General features: G+C 61.5%; 13 protein-coding genes. 2 read left to right on the top strand and 11 right to left on the bottom strand.

The window, feature by feature from the left end; all coding sequences use genetic code 11:
• Nucleotides 1-46 precede the first annotated feature (46 nt).
• The 10 genes from C2I19_RS12350 to C2I19_RS12305 form a co-directional block, all read right to left on the bottom strand.
• Nucleotides 47-886, bottom strand: a complete 840-nt coding sequence (locus C2I19_RS12350; RefSeq protein ID WP_103902993.1) for an ABC transporter permease subunit — start codon at nt 884-886, stop codon at nt 47-49.
• Nucleotides 883-1,791, bottom strand: coding sequence for an ABC transporter permease subunit (locus C2I19_RS12345; RefSeq protein ID WP_103902992.1), 909 nt, complete (start codon nt 1,789-1,791; stop codon nt 883-885). Before C2I19_RS12345 ends, C2I19_RS12350 begins: the two co-directional genes overlap by 4 nt.
• A 195-nt stretch (nt 1,792-1,986) precedes the next feature.
• Complete coding sequence (locus C2I19_RS12340) at nt 1,987-3,087, bottom strand: polyamine ABC transporter substrate-binding protein (protein WP_103902991.1); 1,101 nt, start codon at nt 3,085-3,087, stop codon at nt 1,987-1,989.
• A gap of 718 nt (nt 3,088-3,805) precedes the next feature.
• Nucleotides 3,806-5,152 (bottom strand): prephenate-dependent tRNA uridine(34) hydroxylase TrhP, encoded by a 1,347-nt coding sequence (trhP, locus tag C2I19_RS12335; RefSeq protein WP_103903016.1) that lies wholly within the window; start codon nt 5,150-5,152, stop codon nt 3,806-3,808.
• Nucleotides 5,153-5,176: 24 nt separating this feature from the next.
• A complete protein-coding gene (locus tag C2I19_RS12330) occupies nt 5,177-5,596 on the bottom strand; it encodes a hypothetical protein (protein ID WP_103902990.1) in 420 nt (139 codons plus the stop codon).
• A gap of 158 nt (nt 5,597-5,754) precedes the next feature.
• Nucleotides 5,755-5,970: a hypothetical protein gene (locus C2I19_RS12325; protein WP_103902989.1), complete on the bottom strand. Its 216-nt coding sequence runs from the start codon at nt 5,968-5,970 to the stop codon at nt 5,755-5,757.
• 25 nt (nt 5,971-5,995) lie between these two features.
• Entirely contained in the window at nt 5,996-6,829 is an 834-nt protein-coding gene (locus C2I19_RS12320) for a ferritin-like domain-containing protein (protein ID WP_103903015.1), read from the bottom strand.
• A 43-nt stretch (nt 6,830-6,872) separates the two neighbouring features.
• Nucleotides 6,873-10,763, bottom strand: a complete 3,891-nt coding sequence (locus C2I19_RS12315; RefSeq protein ID WP_103902988.1) for an ATP-binding protein — start codon at nt 10,761-10,763, stop codon at nt 6,873-6,875.
• Between the two features lie 2 nt (nt 10,764-10,765).
• On the bottom strand, nt 10,766-11,497 hold the full coding sequence (locus C2I19_RS12310) for a response regulator (RefSeq protein WP_199181162.1): 732 nt from the start codon (nt 11,495-11,497) through the stop codon (nt 10,766-10,768).
• A 9-nt stretch (nt 11,498-11,506) separates the two neighbouring features.
• A complete protein-coding gene (locus C2I19_RS12305) occupies nt 11,507-12,730 on the bottom strand; it encodes an EAL domain-containing response regulator (protein ID WP_103902987.1) in 1,224 nt (407 codons plus the stop codon).
• 199 nt (nt 12,731-12,929) lie between these two features.
• Between C2I19_RS12305 and fliW the strand changes: the two genes are divergently transcribed.
• A complete protein-coding gene (fliW, locus tag C2I19_RS12300) occupies nt 12,930-13,373 on the top strand; it encodes a flagellar assembly protein FliW (protein WP_103902986.1) in 444 nt (147 codons plus the stop codon).
• Nucleotides 13,370-13,939, top strand: coding sequence for a DNA-3-methyladenine glycosylase I (locus C2I19_RS12295; protein ID WP_103902985.1), 570 nt, complete (start codon nt 13,370-13,372; stop codon nt 13,937-13,939). The genes fliW and C2I19_RS12295 overlap by 4 nt, the downstream gene beginning before the upstream one ends.
• A gap of 78 nt (nt 13,940-14,017) precedes the next feature.
• Here the strand turns inward: C2I19_RS12295 and clpB are convergent, their stop codons facing one another.
• The gene (gene clpB, locus C2I19_RS12290) at nt 14,018-16,597 is read right to left on the bottom strand and encodes an ATP-dependent chaperone ClpB (RefSeq protein ID WP_103902984.1); all 2,580 of its coding nucleotides are present in this window, start codon (nt 16,595-16,597) and stop codon (nt 14,018-14,020) included.
• Nucleotides 16,598-16,634: the final 37 nt, after the last annotated feature.

Raw genomic sequence — 16,634 nt, 5'->3', positions numbered from 1 at the left:
TTTCTCCTTGTGCCGCATTGCTGTTGTTGTTTCCACCGCAACCGTTTCAAGCACTGGCGAATGCCAGGCGCATCTCCTTTTCGCGCTTGCGGTTCAAAGCGCTCATATAGACATTGGCGGCCACCACGCCTACCGACACCACCACGATGAACAAGGTGGCCAAGGCGTTCATCTCGGGGTTCAGGCCCAGGCGCACCCGCGAGAACACCACCATGGGCAGCGTGGTGGAGCCGGGGCCGGACAGGAAGGCCGTCAGCACCAGGTCGTCCAGCGACAGCGTGAACGACAGCAGCCAGCCGGACACCAGCGCTTGCGAAATCAGCGGCAGCGTGATGACGAAGAACACCTTGAGCGGCCGCGCGCCCAAGTCCATCGCCGCCTCCTCCAGCGAAAGGTTCAGCTCTCTCACCCGCGACTGCACCACGATGGTGACGTAGGACACGCACAGCATCACGTGGCCTATCCAGATGGTGAAGACCCCTCTGCCCTCCGGCCAGCCCAGGCTCTGCTCCATCGCCACGAACAAGAGCAGCAGCGAAATGCCCTGGATCACCTCGGGAATCACCAGCGGCGCGTTGATCATGCCGGTGAACAGCGTGAACAGGCGGAAGCGGCCGAAACGCCCCAGCACGAAGCCGGCCCAGGTGCCCATCACCACCGATGCCGTCGCCGTCATCAGCGCAATCTTCAGGCTGAGCCAGGCCGCAGTGATCAGCTCGTCGTCTTCCAGCAACGCGCCGTACCATTTGGTGGAGAAGCCGGACCATACCGTGACCAGCTTGGACTCGTTGAACGAATAGATCACCAGCAGCAGGATGGGCAGGTACAAAAAGGCGTAGCCCAGTCCCAGCACCAGGAAAGACAAGGGTTTGCTCGGCTTGATCATCGCGCTTCCTCCATGCTCTTGACTTGGTAGTGCTGGAACAGCGCCATCGGCACCAACAACAACAGCACCATGCAGCAGGTCACGGTGGCGGCCATCGGCCAGTCCATATTGTTGAAGAACTCGTCCCACATCACACGGCCTATCATCAGCGTGTCCGAGCCGCCCAAGAGTTCCGGAATCACGTATTCGCCCACCGCCGGGATGAACACCAGCAGGCTCCCGGCGATGATGCCGTTCTTGGACAAGGGCAGCGTCACCTGCCAGAACGCGCGCCATGGCTTGGCGCCCAGGTCGTAGGCGGCCTCCAGCAAGGTCAGGTCCATTTTCACCAGGTGGGCGTACAAGGGCATGATCATGAACGGCAGGTAGGAGAACACCATGCCGATGTAGACAGCCCAATTGGTGTGATACAGATGCAGCGGCGTATCGATCACGCCCAGCCATAGCAAGAACTGGTTCAGGAAACCGTCGTTCTTCAGGATGCCTATCCAGGCATAGACCCGGATCAGGTAGGAGGTCCAGAACGGCAGCATCACCATCATCATCAGCGTATTGCGCGTCGAGCCCTCCGCTCGAGCGATGTAATAGGCCATCGGGTAGCCTATGAGCAGGCACAGCACGGTGGAGACGAAGGCCATCTTGACCGAACTGAGGTAGGTGGCGAAGTACAGATCGTCGCTCAGCATGAACTGGTAGTGTCCAATATTGAGCGCGATGGAATAGACGTCGTTTTCCAGCTTGGTCAGCGGCGTGTACGGCGGAATGCCCAATTGCTGCTGGGAAAAGCTGATGCCGACGACCAGCAGGAAGGGCAACAGAAAGAATACGAACAAGAACAGGAAAGGCACGGCGATCGCCGTTGTCCTGCCCGATGGCGTCCAGCGTTTCAGATCCGGTAGTTTCATGGCGGCACCACGACGCTCAAGGCGTCCGAACATTGCATCCCCATCGGCGAAGCGGCTTCGCCGACACCTTCAGACCGCCCGGCATGGGCGGACAATGTCCCACGGCTGTCCATCCGTCCCGGCGAGGCCGGGCGGCGGACTATATAGTTTTGCGAGCATGAAAGCCGGGCGGCTGGCGCCCGGCGGCGGACTGGCTTAGCGGCCGGTCTTCAACTGCGTCCACAACCGGTTTTGCAGACGCATGATGTCCGGCGGCAGCGGCTTCAGCAGGAACAGCGTCTTCATCACCGATTCCGGCGGGTAGATGGTCGGATCGCTGGCGATTTCAGGCTTGACGAACTTGCGCGCCGCCGCGTTGGCCGTCGGATAGAACACCTCGTCGGTGATCGCCGCGTTGACCTCGGGCGATTCGATATAGTTGATCCACTTCAACGCAGCCTCCGGATGCGGCGCGTCCTTCGGGATCACCATCACGTCGAACCAGATAGGCGCGCCGGATTTGGGGATGACATAGCCCAGCTGGTAGGCGCGCTTGGCCTCGGCCGCGCGGTGCTTGGCAATGTTGACGTCGCCGGACCAGCCCAAAGCCAAACAGATGTCGCCGTTGGCCAGGTCGTTGATGTAGCCAGACGAATTGAACTGGGTGATATAGGGACGGATTTTCTTCAAGGCCTCGAACGCGGCCTGGTAGTCGGCCGGGTTCTTGCTGTTCGGGTCCTTGCCCAGGTGGTGCAGCGTCACCGCGAACACGTCGTTGGCCTGATCCAGCACCGACACGCCGCAATCCTTCAGCTTGGACACGTATTTCGGATCGAACAGGATGTCCCAGCTGTCCAGCGGCACGTTATTGCCGAGAATCGCCTTGACCTTGGTGAAGTTGTAACCCAGGCCATCGGTGCCGTAGGCCCAGGGCACGCCATGGGCGTTGCCGGGGTCGGCATCCACGATCTTGGCCATCAGCGCCTTGTCCAAGTTGGCCAGATTGGGGATTTTGGACTTGTCCAGCTTCTGGTAGATGCCGGCTTCGATCTGCTTGGCCATGAAGTTGGAGGTGGGCACCACGATGTCGTAGCCGGCTCGGCCGGTCAGCATCTTGGCTTGCAGAGTATCATCGCTGTCGTAGACGTCATACCTCACCTTGATGCCAGCCTGCTTTTCAAAGCCGGGGATGGTGGATTTCGCGATGTAGTCCGACCAGTTGTAGACATTCAGCATCTTGTCGTCGGCCAAGGCCCCGCTCGCCGGCAGCAGCATCAGCAACGAGTACAGGACTTTGTGAACCAGTTTCTTCTTCATGACAGGCTTCCTAAGTAGCACGACCATAAATGCTCCCGCAACGAAGCGGGAGATCCCGAGGAACTGCATTCTTCAGCGCGTCGTCGCCCTGAGGCATCGCCGGCCGCCGCATGGCGGGCCGCGTCAATCCCAAAATACACCCAAGACGGGGACGCGCAATATGCTCAAGCGTTACAGCATGTAACCCCGGATTGCATCCGGAATGAACGAATCGACGGAATGGTTCAGAAAGAAGCGAAAGGACGTTGCCTGAGGCGGGGAGGAGAATGCGGCGCTCGCGACGAAACCTCTACGCGGCAAAGCGTGGGACAGCCTGGCCAATGATGGTCGTTTTGCATCATGACTTCCTCTCTCTATCTCCAACTGCGTCTCTGGTGTTTAAAAAAATCGCACACCATAATTTTTATGTAATTACTTTTTAATCAGATTTACCGATTGCCGCAATAGATAAACCACCTTGCTTACATAAAAATCCCACAGCTTGTGTCGTGGACGCCAATCGCCGTTTATGATCATCAACGCCCTAAGCTCCCGCTTAGTTGCGGAGAACGCGGCCGGCCCGCCATTTAAGACTTTGGCATAAATTAATTGAGGCAAAAAATAGCTTACGTCGCTCCCGACTGCCGCGCCTACCTCCAGACAGCATTCATGCAACACCCCCTTCGCCATAAAGCAAAAAGGCTGCCAGAGGCAGCCTTTTTCGCGAAGCGCGGCAAAATCACAGCAAGCGGGTGATTAGCGCCTTGCCGTCGTAACCGGCCAAGCCCGGAATCCGCACCTGCATGCCGTTGCCCGGCGCAACCTGCACCGCTTCGCCGTTACGGGTCATCTGGGCCAGTTCGATCACGCGGTTGCCGGACGGATGGATCACTTCCAGCTTGTCCCCCACCGCAAAGCGGTTCTTCACTTCGATCAATGCCCAACCTTCCGCATCCACCTCGATCACGTCGCCGACGTACTGGCTCTGCTTGGCCTTGGAGTGGCCGGTCAGGTAGTTCTGGTAGTCCTGGCTCTGATGACGCTCCAGGAAGCCCGGCGTGTAGCCGCGGTTGGCCAGGCCGTCCAGATCTGACAACAGGCCGAGGTCGAAGGGGCGGCCGGCCACGGCGTCGTCTATCGCCTTGCGATAGACCTGGGCCGCGCGCGCCACATAGTACAAGCTCTTGGTGCGCCCCTCGATCTTCAGCGAGTCCACGCCTATCTTGGCCAGCTTCTCCACCTGCTCCACCGCGCGCAGGTCCTTGGAGTTCATGATGTAGGTGCCGTGCTCGTCCTCGATGATGGGCATCAGTTCGCCCGGACGGCTGCCCTCCTCGATCAGATAGGTCTTGTCGGCCAGCGGATGGCGCTGCTGGCTGCCGCAGGACGAGAAATTCTGGTTGGCCTCTTCCAGCGCCTTGTTGAAGTCGAAATTGATGACTTGAACGTCGCCGGCGTCGTCGCCCTGCGTGTCATGCACTTTGTAGTCCCAACGACAGGCGTTGGTGCAAGTGCCCTGGTTGGGATCGCGGTGGTTGAAATAGCCGGATAGCAGGCAACGGCCGGAGTAGGCGATGCACAATGCACCATGAACGAACACTTCCAGCTCGATATCGGGGCATTCCTGGCGAATCTCCGCGATCTCGTCCAGGCTCAGTTCTCGCGACAGGATGATGCGCGACACGCCCAGCTTCTGCCAGAACTTCACGCCCATGTAGTTGACGGTATTGGCCTGAACCGACAGATGGACCGGCACCTCCGGCCACTTTTCGCGCACCATCATGATCAAACCCGGATCGGCCATGATCAGCGCGTCCGGCTTCATCGCGATCACCGGCTCCATATCGGCCATGTAAGTCTTGATCTTGCTGTTGTGCGGCAGGATGTTGCTGGCGACGAAGAACAACTTGCCCCGCGCGTGCGCCTCGTCTATGCCCTGCTTCAGCTCTTCCAGTTTGAAATCGTTGTTGCGGGCGCGCAGGCTGTAACGCGGTTGGCCGGCGTACACGGCGTCGGCGCCGAAATCATAGGCGGCGCGCATCTTGTCCAGCGTGCCGGCCGGCAGCAGAAGTTCGGGGGCTTTGATCATTGAGTGATGACTTCTTGGTGTTCAGTTGAGCAGGCAGGAAACCGGCAAAGGCTTGCGGTCCGGCTTGACGAAGGCCTTGCGGGCGGAGTCGGCTGACAGGCGCTCGGACGAATAATGCTGTTCCAGCACAGCACGCGCATCCTGCGCCAGGTCCCGGCAATTATTCAGGAAGGCCTGCCAGTCATCCGCCAGCACCGGATTGGATGCCACCCGGCTGTAAGCGATGGCCAGAAGCGCCATCGTCAGCGTGTGGTTGTACTTGGCCGCTTCGCCATTCGCCATGGCGAAACGCGACAGCGTGTGCGCGCAACGAGCAGCGGCCTCCGGAGCCGGATAGTCCCGCCGGTAGCCCCAGGCTGCGTACAGATGGGCTTGATGATTGAAATCCGATGCAGGCAGCGCATTGGCTTCCAGCTGGCGCAGGAATACCCGGTGCTCCATGATGCAGACACTCCGCAAGTGCAAAAAACGACAGGCTCCACGGCATGGCGGAGCCTGTTTGGGTGATATTCGGCCGCGATTATGCGCGGCCGGACATTCAGCGTCAAGCCCGCCCGCAGCGGAAACGCAACTTTAAATCGCTGTTTTTAAAAGCCGTTTTATTTTCGTGGTTTTTGCAATAAGGTCATCAAGGCCAGCAGCTGTCCAGCCATGGCCAACAGCAGGACCAGCGGGCACAACAGTTTCAACAGCAAGCTGCCCGCCTCGCCGGCCTGCCACAGCGCCGATGCCGCGCTGAACAGCACGGTGGAGGCGACCAGGACAAAGATGGCGAATTTGCGGTTGCTCCGCATGCGCGTGATCAGATTTTTCATGACTGCGAGATCCAGATAGGGAAAATCAGGCGTCGACGGGCGGCTCGCTCAGCCGTGCCAAGGCCGCCAGTTCGTCGTCGAAGAAGCCCGCGGCTTCGCGCGCGGGCAGATTATAGTCGCCGCGATGCAGTTGCATCGCGTGTTCTTCCAATAGACGGCGGAAGGTCGCTTGAGGTTCCAGCCCGCGCTGGCGGCACAATTCGCAAAACCAATGATTGCCTATCCGCACATGTCCGACCTCATCGCGCAGAATGATGTCCAGCGCCGCGACGCTGACCGCGTCGCCGATGGCGGCCAACCGCCGCTGTATCCCGGGCGTAACATCCAGACCGCGGGCCTCCAGCACGCGCGGCACCAGCGCCATGCGCGCCAGCGGGTCTTGGTCGGTCTTGCGAGTCATCGCCCACAGCCCGTCATGCGCAGGAAAATCGCCGTAGCGGAAATCCAAATCCGCCAAGCGCGCCTGCAACAAACGGAAATGACCGGCCTCCTCCGCCGCCACTCGGAGCCAGTCGTCGACGAAAGCGTCCGGCAGCTCGCGAAAACGCCAGGCGGCGTCCAAGGCCAGATTGACGGCATTGAATTCGATGTGGGCGATGGCGTGCAATAAGGCACCATGTCCTTGCCGCGAGGACAGGCTGCGCCGCGGCACCCTGGCGGGATGAACCAGTTCAGGCCTCTCCGGCCTCCCCGCTTCAGCCAGCGGGTACGCCGCGGGAGCGTCAAGCCGCGCCAGCGCGCCGGCTCGCCAGTCCCGGCGCAAGCGCTCTGTCAGCCGCAGCTTGCCCTCGACCTCGCGGCACAGCAGCGCCTGCTCCAGCCGAGAATAAAGCGATCGAGTATCGGAAAAATGCGTCATGCAGCGGATTTTATGCGCCCCGCTGCGCCAGGCCAAGCGCGGCTCAGACGATGGCCTCGGTCTGGACGGCCAGCCAGCCGTCGAAGCGTGTCAGTTGCTCCTCGAGCATCGGCATGGCCCTTCGCGCCGCCTCTATGTCCTGCGCCTTGCCTGCCTTCTCTACCGCCTCTGCGGCGGCGCCCATATCGTTGGCGCCCACCATGCGGCTGGCGCCCTTGATGCGATGGGCTGCGAAGCCCACTTTCTCCGGATCGCCCGCCTGCAGCGCCTCGTGCAAGCTCGCCACGTCCTCGACGTTGCCAGTCTGGAATTCGCGGAGGATCTCCAGCTCCACGCTGAGCTCGCCATTGCTGTACACCTCCAGCACGCTGCGATCTATGGGCATGAGCGCTTGGCCACTCTCCTCCACCGCCTTCTCCATAGGCGCTGCCTCCTCTGCGGGCGCAGCGAGAATAGCCGGCGACTCCGCGTTCGCAGACGCCATCCACTTGCGCAAGGCAGCCTCCAACGCATGGATGGACAAGGGCTTGGTCAGGAAATCATCCATGCCGGCTTCCCGCGTTTTATCCACCTCCTCCTTGGCCGCATTGGCGGTGCAGGCGACGATGGGCGTGCGGCCGCGCTCGGGATGCGAAGCCTCATGCGCGCGCACCAGCCGGGCCAACTGATAGCCGTCTATGCCTGGCATGTGGCAATCGGTCAGAATCAAGGAATAGCGGCCGGCCAGCCACTTGCTGAAGGCTCTGTCGCCATCCTCCGCCCAATCCGCCGGATAACCGAGCTTCTCCAGCTGTTTCAGCGTCAGCTTGCGATTAGTGGGATTATCCTCGGCGAACAGGATGGGAAAACCCATGCGCGCCCCGTCCGCGGCATCGCCCTGAGCGGACGCCTGCGTCAGTTCCTTCGGCACGCGCTGTTCCGGCAGCACCACCGGCTCCACCTGCTCGGCCAGCCACTCCAGCTCCAGCAACAAACGGGCGCAGCTGCCCTTGCCCGGCTCGCTCTCCATTTCCACATGGCCGCCCATCAGGCCGGCCAGCCTCCTGCAGATGGCCAGGCCCAGTCCGGTGCCGCCAAAGCGGCGCGTGGTTTCGGAGTCCGCCTGGGTAAACGGCTGAAACAGCTTGCTCAACTGCTCCTGCGACATGCCTATGCCAGTATCTTCAATCTCGAACGACAGCACTTGATAGTTGGAGACGGTGTCCATCACCTTGACCCGGATCTCCACCCGTCCGCTGGAGGTGAACTTGATCGCGTTGCTGATGAAGTTTTGCAGAATCTGCCTGACGCGCAGCGGGTCCATCACCAGGGTAGGCGCCAGCCTCTCGTCCAGCGCCAGCGTCAGGGCCAGACCCTTCTTGTTGGCGTTTTCCTGATACAGGCTGCGCACGCTGTCCATGAACGGCCGCACCGCGGTGCGGGCCGGCACGATTTCCATGCGGTCCGCCTCTATCTTCGAGAAATCCAGGATGTCGTCGATCAGCCGCAACAACGTGTTGGCGGAGTCCTGTATGGTTGACACCGTATCGCGCTGCTCCGCGTCCAGCCGCGTCATGGCCAGCAGTTCCAGCATGCCCAGCACGCCGTTCATCGGCGTGCGTATCTCGTGGCTCATCGTGGCGAGGAAGGCGCTCTTGGCGCGGTTGGCCGCATTGGCCTGGTCGCGCGCCATGCGCAGCTCGAATTCAGCCATCTTGCGCTCGGTGATGTCGAGACAGGCCAGGATGATGACGGACTCCGACGCGTCCGGAAACAGCAGCTGCCCTTCGAACAACACCCAGATCGGCCTGCCGGTGCCGGTCAGGCACTCCAGCTCGCAATGGATGCGCGCGTTCTCCTGCTGCATCTTGGACATCTGTTCGGCCAGTTCGTACCAGCCGTGCTCGGACGCCAGCAGTTCCATCAAATGCATGCCGGACAAGCCGTATTCGTCGCCGACATCGAAAATGCCCTCGGCCGTCAGGTTCGCCCGCGTGATTTGGAAATGCTCGTTCAAGCGCAGCAAACCCACCGGCGACGCCGAATACACCGCCTCCTCTTCCTGCAGCACCGCGCGCAGCTGCGCCTCGGACAGCTTGCGTCTGTCCTCTTCGGCGTAAAACCCCAGGATGTTGGCGTAAGCGCCCAGCAAAGGCAGGATGCTGATGCCCAGTTGCGACAAGGTGGGCCGCAGCAGGCAAACGCCAGCGGCCACCTCGCCGGCCAGCATCACTGGCAGCGACACCCAAGAGGGCTGGGCGGACAGGCTGCGGAACAGGGCCGGTAAGGGCGCATCCGCCATGGACAACTGCTGGATTTGCGGCAGGAAGTCCGGCCATTCGCCGGCCTGCAGCCGCAGGGACTCGTCGCTGCCCTCCATGGTCGACCACGCCACCAACACGCAGCGCTCCGAACTCGTGAACTCCAGGAAGGTGTCATGCAGCCGGCTGAAGACCGCTTCGCGCGCAGAGCGCGACAACAACAGCGCTTCGATCTCCGAGATCACCGACAGCAAGGCCACGCTGCGCTCCAGCGAAGCCTCGGCCAGGCGGCGCTTGTGTTCGTCCCGCACAATCAGAATGTGCAGAGGGCTGCCGTTGCTCTCCATATAACGGTTTATGGTCAACAAGGCATGAAAATGCTCGCCGCCGCCACCCATGCCTTCCACTGGCATGGATCGCCCTTCCTGGATTTCCAGCGCGGCCAAAACCGCATGCAGTTCGTCATTCATCACGAACAGCTGCCTGGCCGGCATGCCCAGCAAGGCGCTCATGGCATAGCCGAACATCCGCCCAGCGCCCTCGTTCGCCATTTTGATGACGCCGCGCGAATCTATCACTAACATGGCGTCGCCCGACACATCGAGCATGCGCTGCAGAAACTCCAGCGGCTTGATTACCTTGCGCACCATCACGTACAACAGGAAGGCCAGCAACACGATCTCCGCCAGACCGAACAACCCCTCCTTCACCAGCGCCCGCCTGGCGTCGTCGCGGCTGCTCCTCACGGCAGCGGCCGCATGATCGGACACCGAGTCCAGCGCCTGGCTGAACGCTTCCGACAGCTGGACCTGGTTGGCTTGGAAATCAGTGGCCTGAGCAAATTGCAGCTTCCCATCCAGTTGCTCCAATTGCAGTTGCGCCAGCAATTGCTGCTTGCCGGCAAGCACAACCAGCTTCGCGAACAGCCCGGACAACCTGGGGTCCCGCACGCTGTCCACCCTGGGCCTCAGCTTGGCCAGCGTCAACATGCCGGCCGCCAGTTTGCGCGCCAAGTCCTCTTCGACATGCCGGTCCAGCCTGCGGGACAGCGACGCGCGCAGCGACAGCGCCTGCGCGCAGGAGCTCAGCCAATATTCCGACATCCACAAATCCTGCTGCAACCAGGCCAGATTGTTGATGTCGGGATCGCCGCTGGCCGCCATGGACACCACGGCGTCGCTCAGCAAACGTTGAACCTGCTCCTGCACCTCCCGAGTTTGTTCATAGAGGCTGGTGGTCAAGGCTACGTTGGGACCGGCGCGCGCGCGCCAGATTTCATCGGCCCGCGCGCGCAACTGCTGGAATTGCCGCAGCGATTGCTGCAGATGAATCAGCTTTTCCTCAAGCTGCCCATCCTGCCGCCTGTGCAGCGAGGCGGCCAAGGCGAAATAATCATCGTCTACTTGCTTGGCCAATTGATCGAGATGGCCCTGCTGCTCCGCGCTGGGCGCGCCGCCAAGCAACATCATGCGCAACAATCCGCTCTCGGCCTGCTGAGCCTCGCCGAAACGGTAAAGCAAATCCGCGTCCCGGCTCCAATCCCCCAAGCGGCTGGCTTGCTGAAACTGCCCCCAGGCGCTCGCTTGCAATTGCAGCATGACGCCGACTTGCAGGATGCCCAGCAGCAATACGATGGCCAGCACAGTGCGTCCTATCGCAATCGCCTGACTGTGCCGCGGCCTGGTGTGCGTCATGACTAGTTTCTCGCGACCGGATTCACCGTGGACTCGGGACTTTCCAGCACGAAGATCTGCGCAACGCCATAGCGCTCGCTGTAATCTTTCAATACCGTCAGCTGATTGGCCGAAATAGTGGCGCCGCGCGGCAATAGCAAGTGACCGGCCTTGCTGCGCAAATCGCGCGTCAAGCGCGAACCCGGCTTGATTTGGTCCAAAGACAGGCAGCATTCCTCCGGCTCGTCCTGCGCCACCGGCGCCCTGGACTCAAACAGACGACCGAACACTTTCTTGTCATATTCAGTGCCCGTAGCAACGTGGTAATAGCTGAATGGATCAATCTCCGGCCGGACACGCTGCATCGCCGTCTGAATCGCTTTTTCCACATCCGCCGGCTTGGGCGGCTTGACCACGAAGCCGTCGGCATGCAACTGACTGGCCAGCACCACATTGCTCCTGTCCGCGTGCCCGGACAGAAAGACAAACGGCAAATTGGACACATTGGCGGTATGGCCGCAACGCAATTCCTTGAGCAAATCCATGCCGTTCATCGGTTGCATCTGCACGTCGCACAGCATGATGTCCACCATGCGGATGTCCAACAGCCGCATCGCGGCGGTGCCATCCGCCGCCTGGAAGATATGTTCCTGACGTATGCCCATGCTTTGCAAAGCCTGGGAAATCAGCGTGCGCACCAGCGTCTGGTCGTCGACGATCAAGATGCGCAGACGGACCAAATCGACCGAAATCATCGTGTCTCCTCAAATGGCGGATGCGCCGCCGTCCGATGCGGACTTACTTCCCCAATGCTCCCGCGCCACCTCGACCAGTTCTCCCTCAGGCACAGCCAAACCCAGCACATCTCCCGTGCCGCTGACGCAGCCCATGGCCTGAGCCAGCGTCAAGGCATCGTCGTCATCGATGCGGCCGGCGCATACCGCGGTCTGCGGCAAGCCGAAGTAGCGCAGCAAGCGCAGCGCGCCAGCGTCCTCTCCTTGCAAGACTCTCATCCAGCGCAAGGTTTCCAGCGGCACATTGAGCTGATCGAATGGAAACTTGAACAGATTGCTGACCGCAAGCGAACCCTGGCCGAAATCGCCCGCCTGCAGGTGAAACCCCAGATAGCGGATCTTGGCGATATTTTCGAAACACACGGCATCGGCGCCCCGTCTCAATCCATCGGCCAGCTCGAAACCGATGCGCCGCGGCAGAACGCCACATTGCTGCAGCAGCGAATAGCAATGATCGAACACGTTGTCAGCGCTCAAACAGGCTTCGTCTATCCGCACGCTGACGGGACACTCGTCGAACGCCGTTTGCCTGGACACTTCCAGCAGCAGCCTTGCAATCCTCTCCACCAGCGTCTCCAGCGCCACCGCCGACGCCATGCGCCGGCCGGCCAGCAGTCTCAGCAGGTGCTCCATTGGATAACGCCTGTCGTCCTCCAGAACCAGAGCGGCTAGGTGAAAACCGCAAAGCCGTCGATCCGCCAGCGTCACGACGGGGGTAAATTCCAAGCGGTAGTTGTCATTGCCCAAGCGGCTCAGCAGGCGCTCGATATCCGTCGGGTCCGGCTGCGCGGCTCGTTCCAGTTCATTGAATATGCTGTTGAGCATGCCGACGAAAGCGTCGGCGGAGTATGGCTTGGCCAGGAAACGGGTGCAGGCTATGCCCAGGGCCGATGACATATCGGCGATGGTCTGCAGGGTTTTGCCATCGTAGCCGGAAATGATGAGCAAGGCGGACTGGTAGCCGAGACGGGCCACGTTTTTGATGAAATCGATGCCGTTCATGCCGGGCATGCCGATATCGGTTATCACCAAGTGGTAGCCGCCCTCCGCGATGCTGCGAAGCGCCTCAGCCGGATCGCTGAATTCATCGATTTCGACCGCGAAGCGGCTGAAAAAGCTTGCCTGACGCGAGATCAGCTTGCGCAGCACCAACTGATCGTCCAGTATCAGGAACCGCTTGGGTTTCAGCTCCATGCCGACCGCCCCTTTCCAGGCTATGCCAAACCGGCTCCGCCGCGAGCGCGGCCATATCCAGGCGGCGCGCCGCTAAGACATCGGCGTAAATCCGCCACGCAATACCATGTATAGGTCGACATGCCGCGCAGCACAAGCCTCCTCCCGCCCGGCCGCGCGCTGAGCTATCATGACAATCTGATTCCGCCAGGAGACCACCATGCGTTTCGACTCCAACCAGCTCGGCGCCGTAGAAGTGGACGAGAGCACCGTCATCACCTTTCCGCAAGGGATACCCGCACTGGAAAATTGCACACACTTCAAACTGTTTCACGATGCGACCCATCCGCAGCCCAATATGTTCTGGCTGCAATCGCTGGACGATCCCGGCATCACTTTCAGCCTGGCCCTGCCCGATCGCCTGGGCGTGCGCTTCGAGATAGAGTTGAACGAGGAGGAAGTCGCGACCCTGCAATTGCAGGACCCACAGGACGCCGCCATTTTGTTGATGCTGTATCGCCCGCTGGATCTGGAGCGCGATGTCCATCCCGCGCTTGGGCAGCTGCAGGCTAACCTGTGCAATCCCCTGGTCGTCAGCTTGTCTTCGCGGATAGGCATCCAGAAGACTGGCCTGAAGATCGACATCCTGCTGCACACCGCATGAGTGAAGCCAAACGCTGTCCGTGGTGCGGCGACGATCCGCTGTATGTCGCCTACCACGATGAGGAATGGGGCCGCCCGGAACGCGACGACCGCAAGCTGTTCGAGATGCTGGTGCTGGAAGGCGCCCAGGCCGGGCTGTCCTGGATCACCATACTGAGAAAACGCGAGGGCTACCGCGCGGCCTTCCACGGCTTTGATCCGGAAAAAGTGGCGGCGATGGGAGACGCGGACGTGGCGCGCCTGATGGGCGATCCCGGCATCGTGCGCAACCGGCTGAAAATCCACAGCGCCATCCGCAATGCCAAGGTGTTTCTGCAAATGCAACGCGAGCACGGCAACTTCGCCGACTGGCTGTGGGCGCATGTGGATGGCCAGCCCATCGTGCGGCAGCGTGATGACGCGCGCGTGCCGGCCAGCACCGAGCTGTCCGACCGCATCAGCAAGGAATTGAAGAAAGCCGGCATGAACTTCGTCGGCAGCACAGTGATCTACGCCTATCTGCAGGCCTGCGGCCTGGTCAACGACCATTTGCCCGGTTGCTACCTGCATCCGGCCGCGGCCGACTGAACTTGGCCTTGGCCCGCGCATGAAAAACGGCCGCTTCCGATGAAGCGGCCGTGTCTTTGACGCCCAGCGAGCGTCGGCTCAGTCGAACACTAGCCGCTCGTTGCGCGCCTCCACCATCACCGTGGACTTGGGCGGGTACTGGCCGGCCAGGATAGCCTTGGCCAACGGGTTTTCCAGCTCGGCCTGGATCGCGCGCTTCAGCGGCCGCGCGCCGTACACCGGATCGAAACCCGCCTCGGACAGCAGCGCCAGCGCTTCGTCGCTGATCTGCAGATTCAGGTCCAACTTGGCCAGCCGGCTTTCCAGGCTCTTCAGCTGGATGCGGGCGATGGACTGGATGTGTTTTTCATCCAGCCCGTGGAACACCACCACCTCGTCGATGCGGTTGATGAATTCCGGCCGGAACTGGCTCTTCACCTCCGCCATCACGGCAAGCTTGATCACCTGATAATCGTCCGTCGCCATCGCCTGGATCTGCTGGCTGCCGATATTGGACGTCATCACGATCACCGTGTTCTTGAAGTCCACGGTGCGGCCCTGGCCGTCGGTCAGCCGGCCGTCGTCCAACACCTGCAGCAACACATTGAACACGTCCGGATGCGCCTTCTCCACCTCGTCCAGCAGGATTACGCTGTACGGCTTGCGGCGCACTTGCTCGGTCAGGTAGCCGCCTTCCTCGTAGCCTACATAGCCCGGAGGCGCGCCGATCAAGCGCGCTACGGAATGCTTCTCCATGTACTCGGACATGTCGATGCGGATCAGATGCTCCTCGCTGTCGAACAGGAAGCTGGCCAGAGTCTTGCACAGCTCGGTCTTGCCGACGCCGGTCGGCCCCAGGAACAAGAACGATCCATACGGCTTGTTCGGATCGGCCAAGCCGGAGCGCGAGCGGCGGATGGCGTCGGCCACCGCGGTCACCGCCTCGTCCTGTCCCACCACGCGCTGGTGCAGCACCTCCTCCATCCTCAACAGCTTTTCGCGCTCGCCGGTCAGCATCTTGGACACCGGGATGCCGGTGGCGCGGCTGATCACCTCGGCGATTTCCTCGGCGCCCACCTGGGTGCGCAGCAGGCGGTTGGGCTGGGCCTCGCCCTTGTCGCCCGCAGCCTCGGCTTCCTTCAGCCGCGCTTCCAGCTGCGGCAGCTTGCCGTACTGCAGTTCCGCCAGCTTCTGCCAGTCGCCCTTGCGCTTGAGCTCCTCCATGTCCACCTTGAGGCGCTCGATTTCCTCCTTGATGCTCTGGGTGCCTTGCTGGGCGGCCTTCTCAGCTTTCCAGATCTCATCCAGATCGGCATATTCGCGCGACAACTCGGCGATCTCATCCTCGATCAGCCTCAGCCGCTTCTGACTGGCCTCGTCGCTTTCCTTCCTCACCGCCTCGCGCTCTATCTTCAGCTGGATCAAACGGCGATCCAGCTTGTCCATCGCTTCCGGCTTGGAATCCAGCTCCATCTTGATCTTGGACGCCGCCTCGTCAATCAGGTCTATGGCTTTGTCCGGCAGGAAGCGGTCGGTGATGTAGCGCTGGCTCAATTCCGCCGCGGCGACGATGGCCGGGTCGGTAATGTCCACGCCGTGGTGGATTTCGTATTTTTCCTGCAAGCCGCGCAGGATGGCGATGGTGTCTTCCACCGACGGCTCGCCCACCAGCACTTTCTGGAAGCGGCGCTCCAGCGCAGCGTCCTTCTCGATGTACTTGCGGTATTCGTCCAGCGTGGTGGCGCCGATGCAGTGCAGCTCGCCGCGCGCCAGCGCCGGCTTCAGCATATTGCCGGCATCCATCGCGCCTTCGGCCTTGCCCGCGCCCACCAGGGTATGGATTTCGTCGATGAAGATCAGGGTCTGGCCGTCGTCTTTGGCCAGATCGTTCAGCACCGCCTTCAGCCGCTCTTCGAACTCGCCGCGGAACTTGGCTCCGGCGATCAAGGCCGCCAAGTCCAGCACCAACAGGCGCTTGTTCTTCAGACTTTCCGGCACTTCGCCGTTGACGATGCGCTGCGCCAGCCCCTCGACGATGGCCGTCTTGCCCACGCCCGGCTCGCCTATCAGCACCGGGTTGTTCTTGGTGCGGCGCTGCAGCACCTGGATGGCGCGGCGGATTTCGTCGTCGCGGCCGATGACCGGATCAAGCTTGCCCTGACGCGCGCGCTCGGTCAGGTCCATGGTGTATTTCTTCAGCGCCTCGCGCTGGTCTTCGGCATCCGCGCTGCTGACGTTCTCGCCGCCGCGCACCGCGTCTATCGCCGCCTGTATGGACGCGTGGCTGCCGCCGTGCTCCTTCAGCAAGCGGCCGGTCTCGCCCTTGTCCTGGCTCAGCGAGGACAGGAACAGCTCGCTGGCGATGAATTCGTCGCCCAGCTTCATCGCGATCTTGTCGGTGACATTGAGCAGATTGGCCAGATCGCGCGACACGGTGATCTCGCCGCCGTAGCCTTGCACGCGCGGCAAACGCTCCAGGGCCTGCTTCAAGCTGGCCTTCAGCGCCGGCACGTTGACGCCGGCGCGCGCCAGCAGGCCGCCCACGCCGGCCTCGGCGTCGTCCAGCATGGCCAGCAGCAGGTGCTGCGGCTCGATGTATGGGTTGTCATTGGCTACAGCCAGGCTCTGGGCATCCCCCAGCGCCTGCTGGAACTTGGTGGTCAGCTTGTCGAATCGCATGGTCTGCGCCTCCCTGAAAACTTGTCGATGCTCTTCA

Origin of the sequence: Chromobacterium alticapitis (assembly GCF_002924365.1) — a bacterium.
Lineage (GTDB): Bacteria > Pseudomonadota > Gammaproteobacteria > Burkholderiales > Chromobacteriaceae > Chromobacterium > Chromobacterium alticapitis.
The sequence above is the reverse complement of the archived record's forward strand: the minus strand, read 5'-3'. Positions and strand labels throughout refer to the sequence as shown.

Excerpts from the sequence above, each read along its gene's own strand:
- C2I19_RS12350 (WP_103902993.1), bottom strand. The coding sequence starts at position 886 with ATGATCAAGCCGAGCAAACCCTTGTCTTTCCTGGTGCTGGGACTGGGC.
- C2I19_RS12345 (WP_103902992.1), bottom strand. The coding sequence starts at position 1,791 with ATGAAACTACCGGATCTGAAACGCTGGACGCCATCGGGCAGGACAACG.
- C2I19_RS12340 (WP_103902991.1), bottom strand. The coding sequence starts at position 3,087 with ATGAAGAAGAAACTGGTTCACAAAGTCCTGTACTCGTTGCTGATGCTG.
- C2I19_RS12330 (WP_103902990.1), bottom strand. The coding sequence starts at position 5,596 with ATGGAGCACCGGGTATTCCTGCGCCAGCTGGAAGCCAATGCGCTGCCT.
- C2I19_RS12325 (WP_103902989.1), bottom strand. The coding sequence starts at position 5,970 with ATGAAAAATCTGATCACGCGCATGCGGAGCAACCGCAAATTCGCCATC.
- C2I19_RS12320 (WP_103903015.1), bottom strand. The coding sequence starts at position 6,829 with ATGACGCATTTTTCCGATACTCGATCGCTTTATTCTCGGCTGGAGCAG.
- C2I19_RS12315 (WP_103902988.1), bottom strand. The coding sequence starts at position 10,763 with ATGACGCACACCAGGCCGCGGCACAGTCAGGCGATTGCGATAGGACGC.
- C2I19_RS12310 (WP_199181162.1), bottom strand. The coding sequence starts at position 11,497 with ATGATTTCGGTCGATTTGGTCCGTCTGCGCATCTTGATCGTCGACGAC.
- C2I19_RS12305 (WP_103902987.1), bottom strand. The coding sequence starts at position 12,730 with ATGGAGCTGAAACCCAAGCGGTTCCTGATACTGGACGATCAGTTGGTG.
- fliW (WP_103902986.1), top strand. The coding sequence starts at position 12,930 with ATGCGTTTCGACTCCAACCAGCTCGGCGCCGTAGAAGTGGACGAGAGC.
- C2I19_RS12295 (WP_103902985.1), top strand. The coding sequence starts at position 13,370 with ATGAGTGAAGCCAAACGCTGTCCGTGGTGCGGCGACGATCCGCTGTAT.
- clpB (WP_103902984.1), bottom strand. The coding sequence starts at position 16,597 with ATGCGATTCGACAAGCTGACCACCAAGTTCCAGCAGGCGCTGGGGGAT.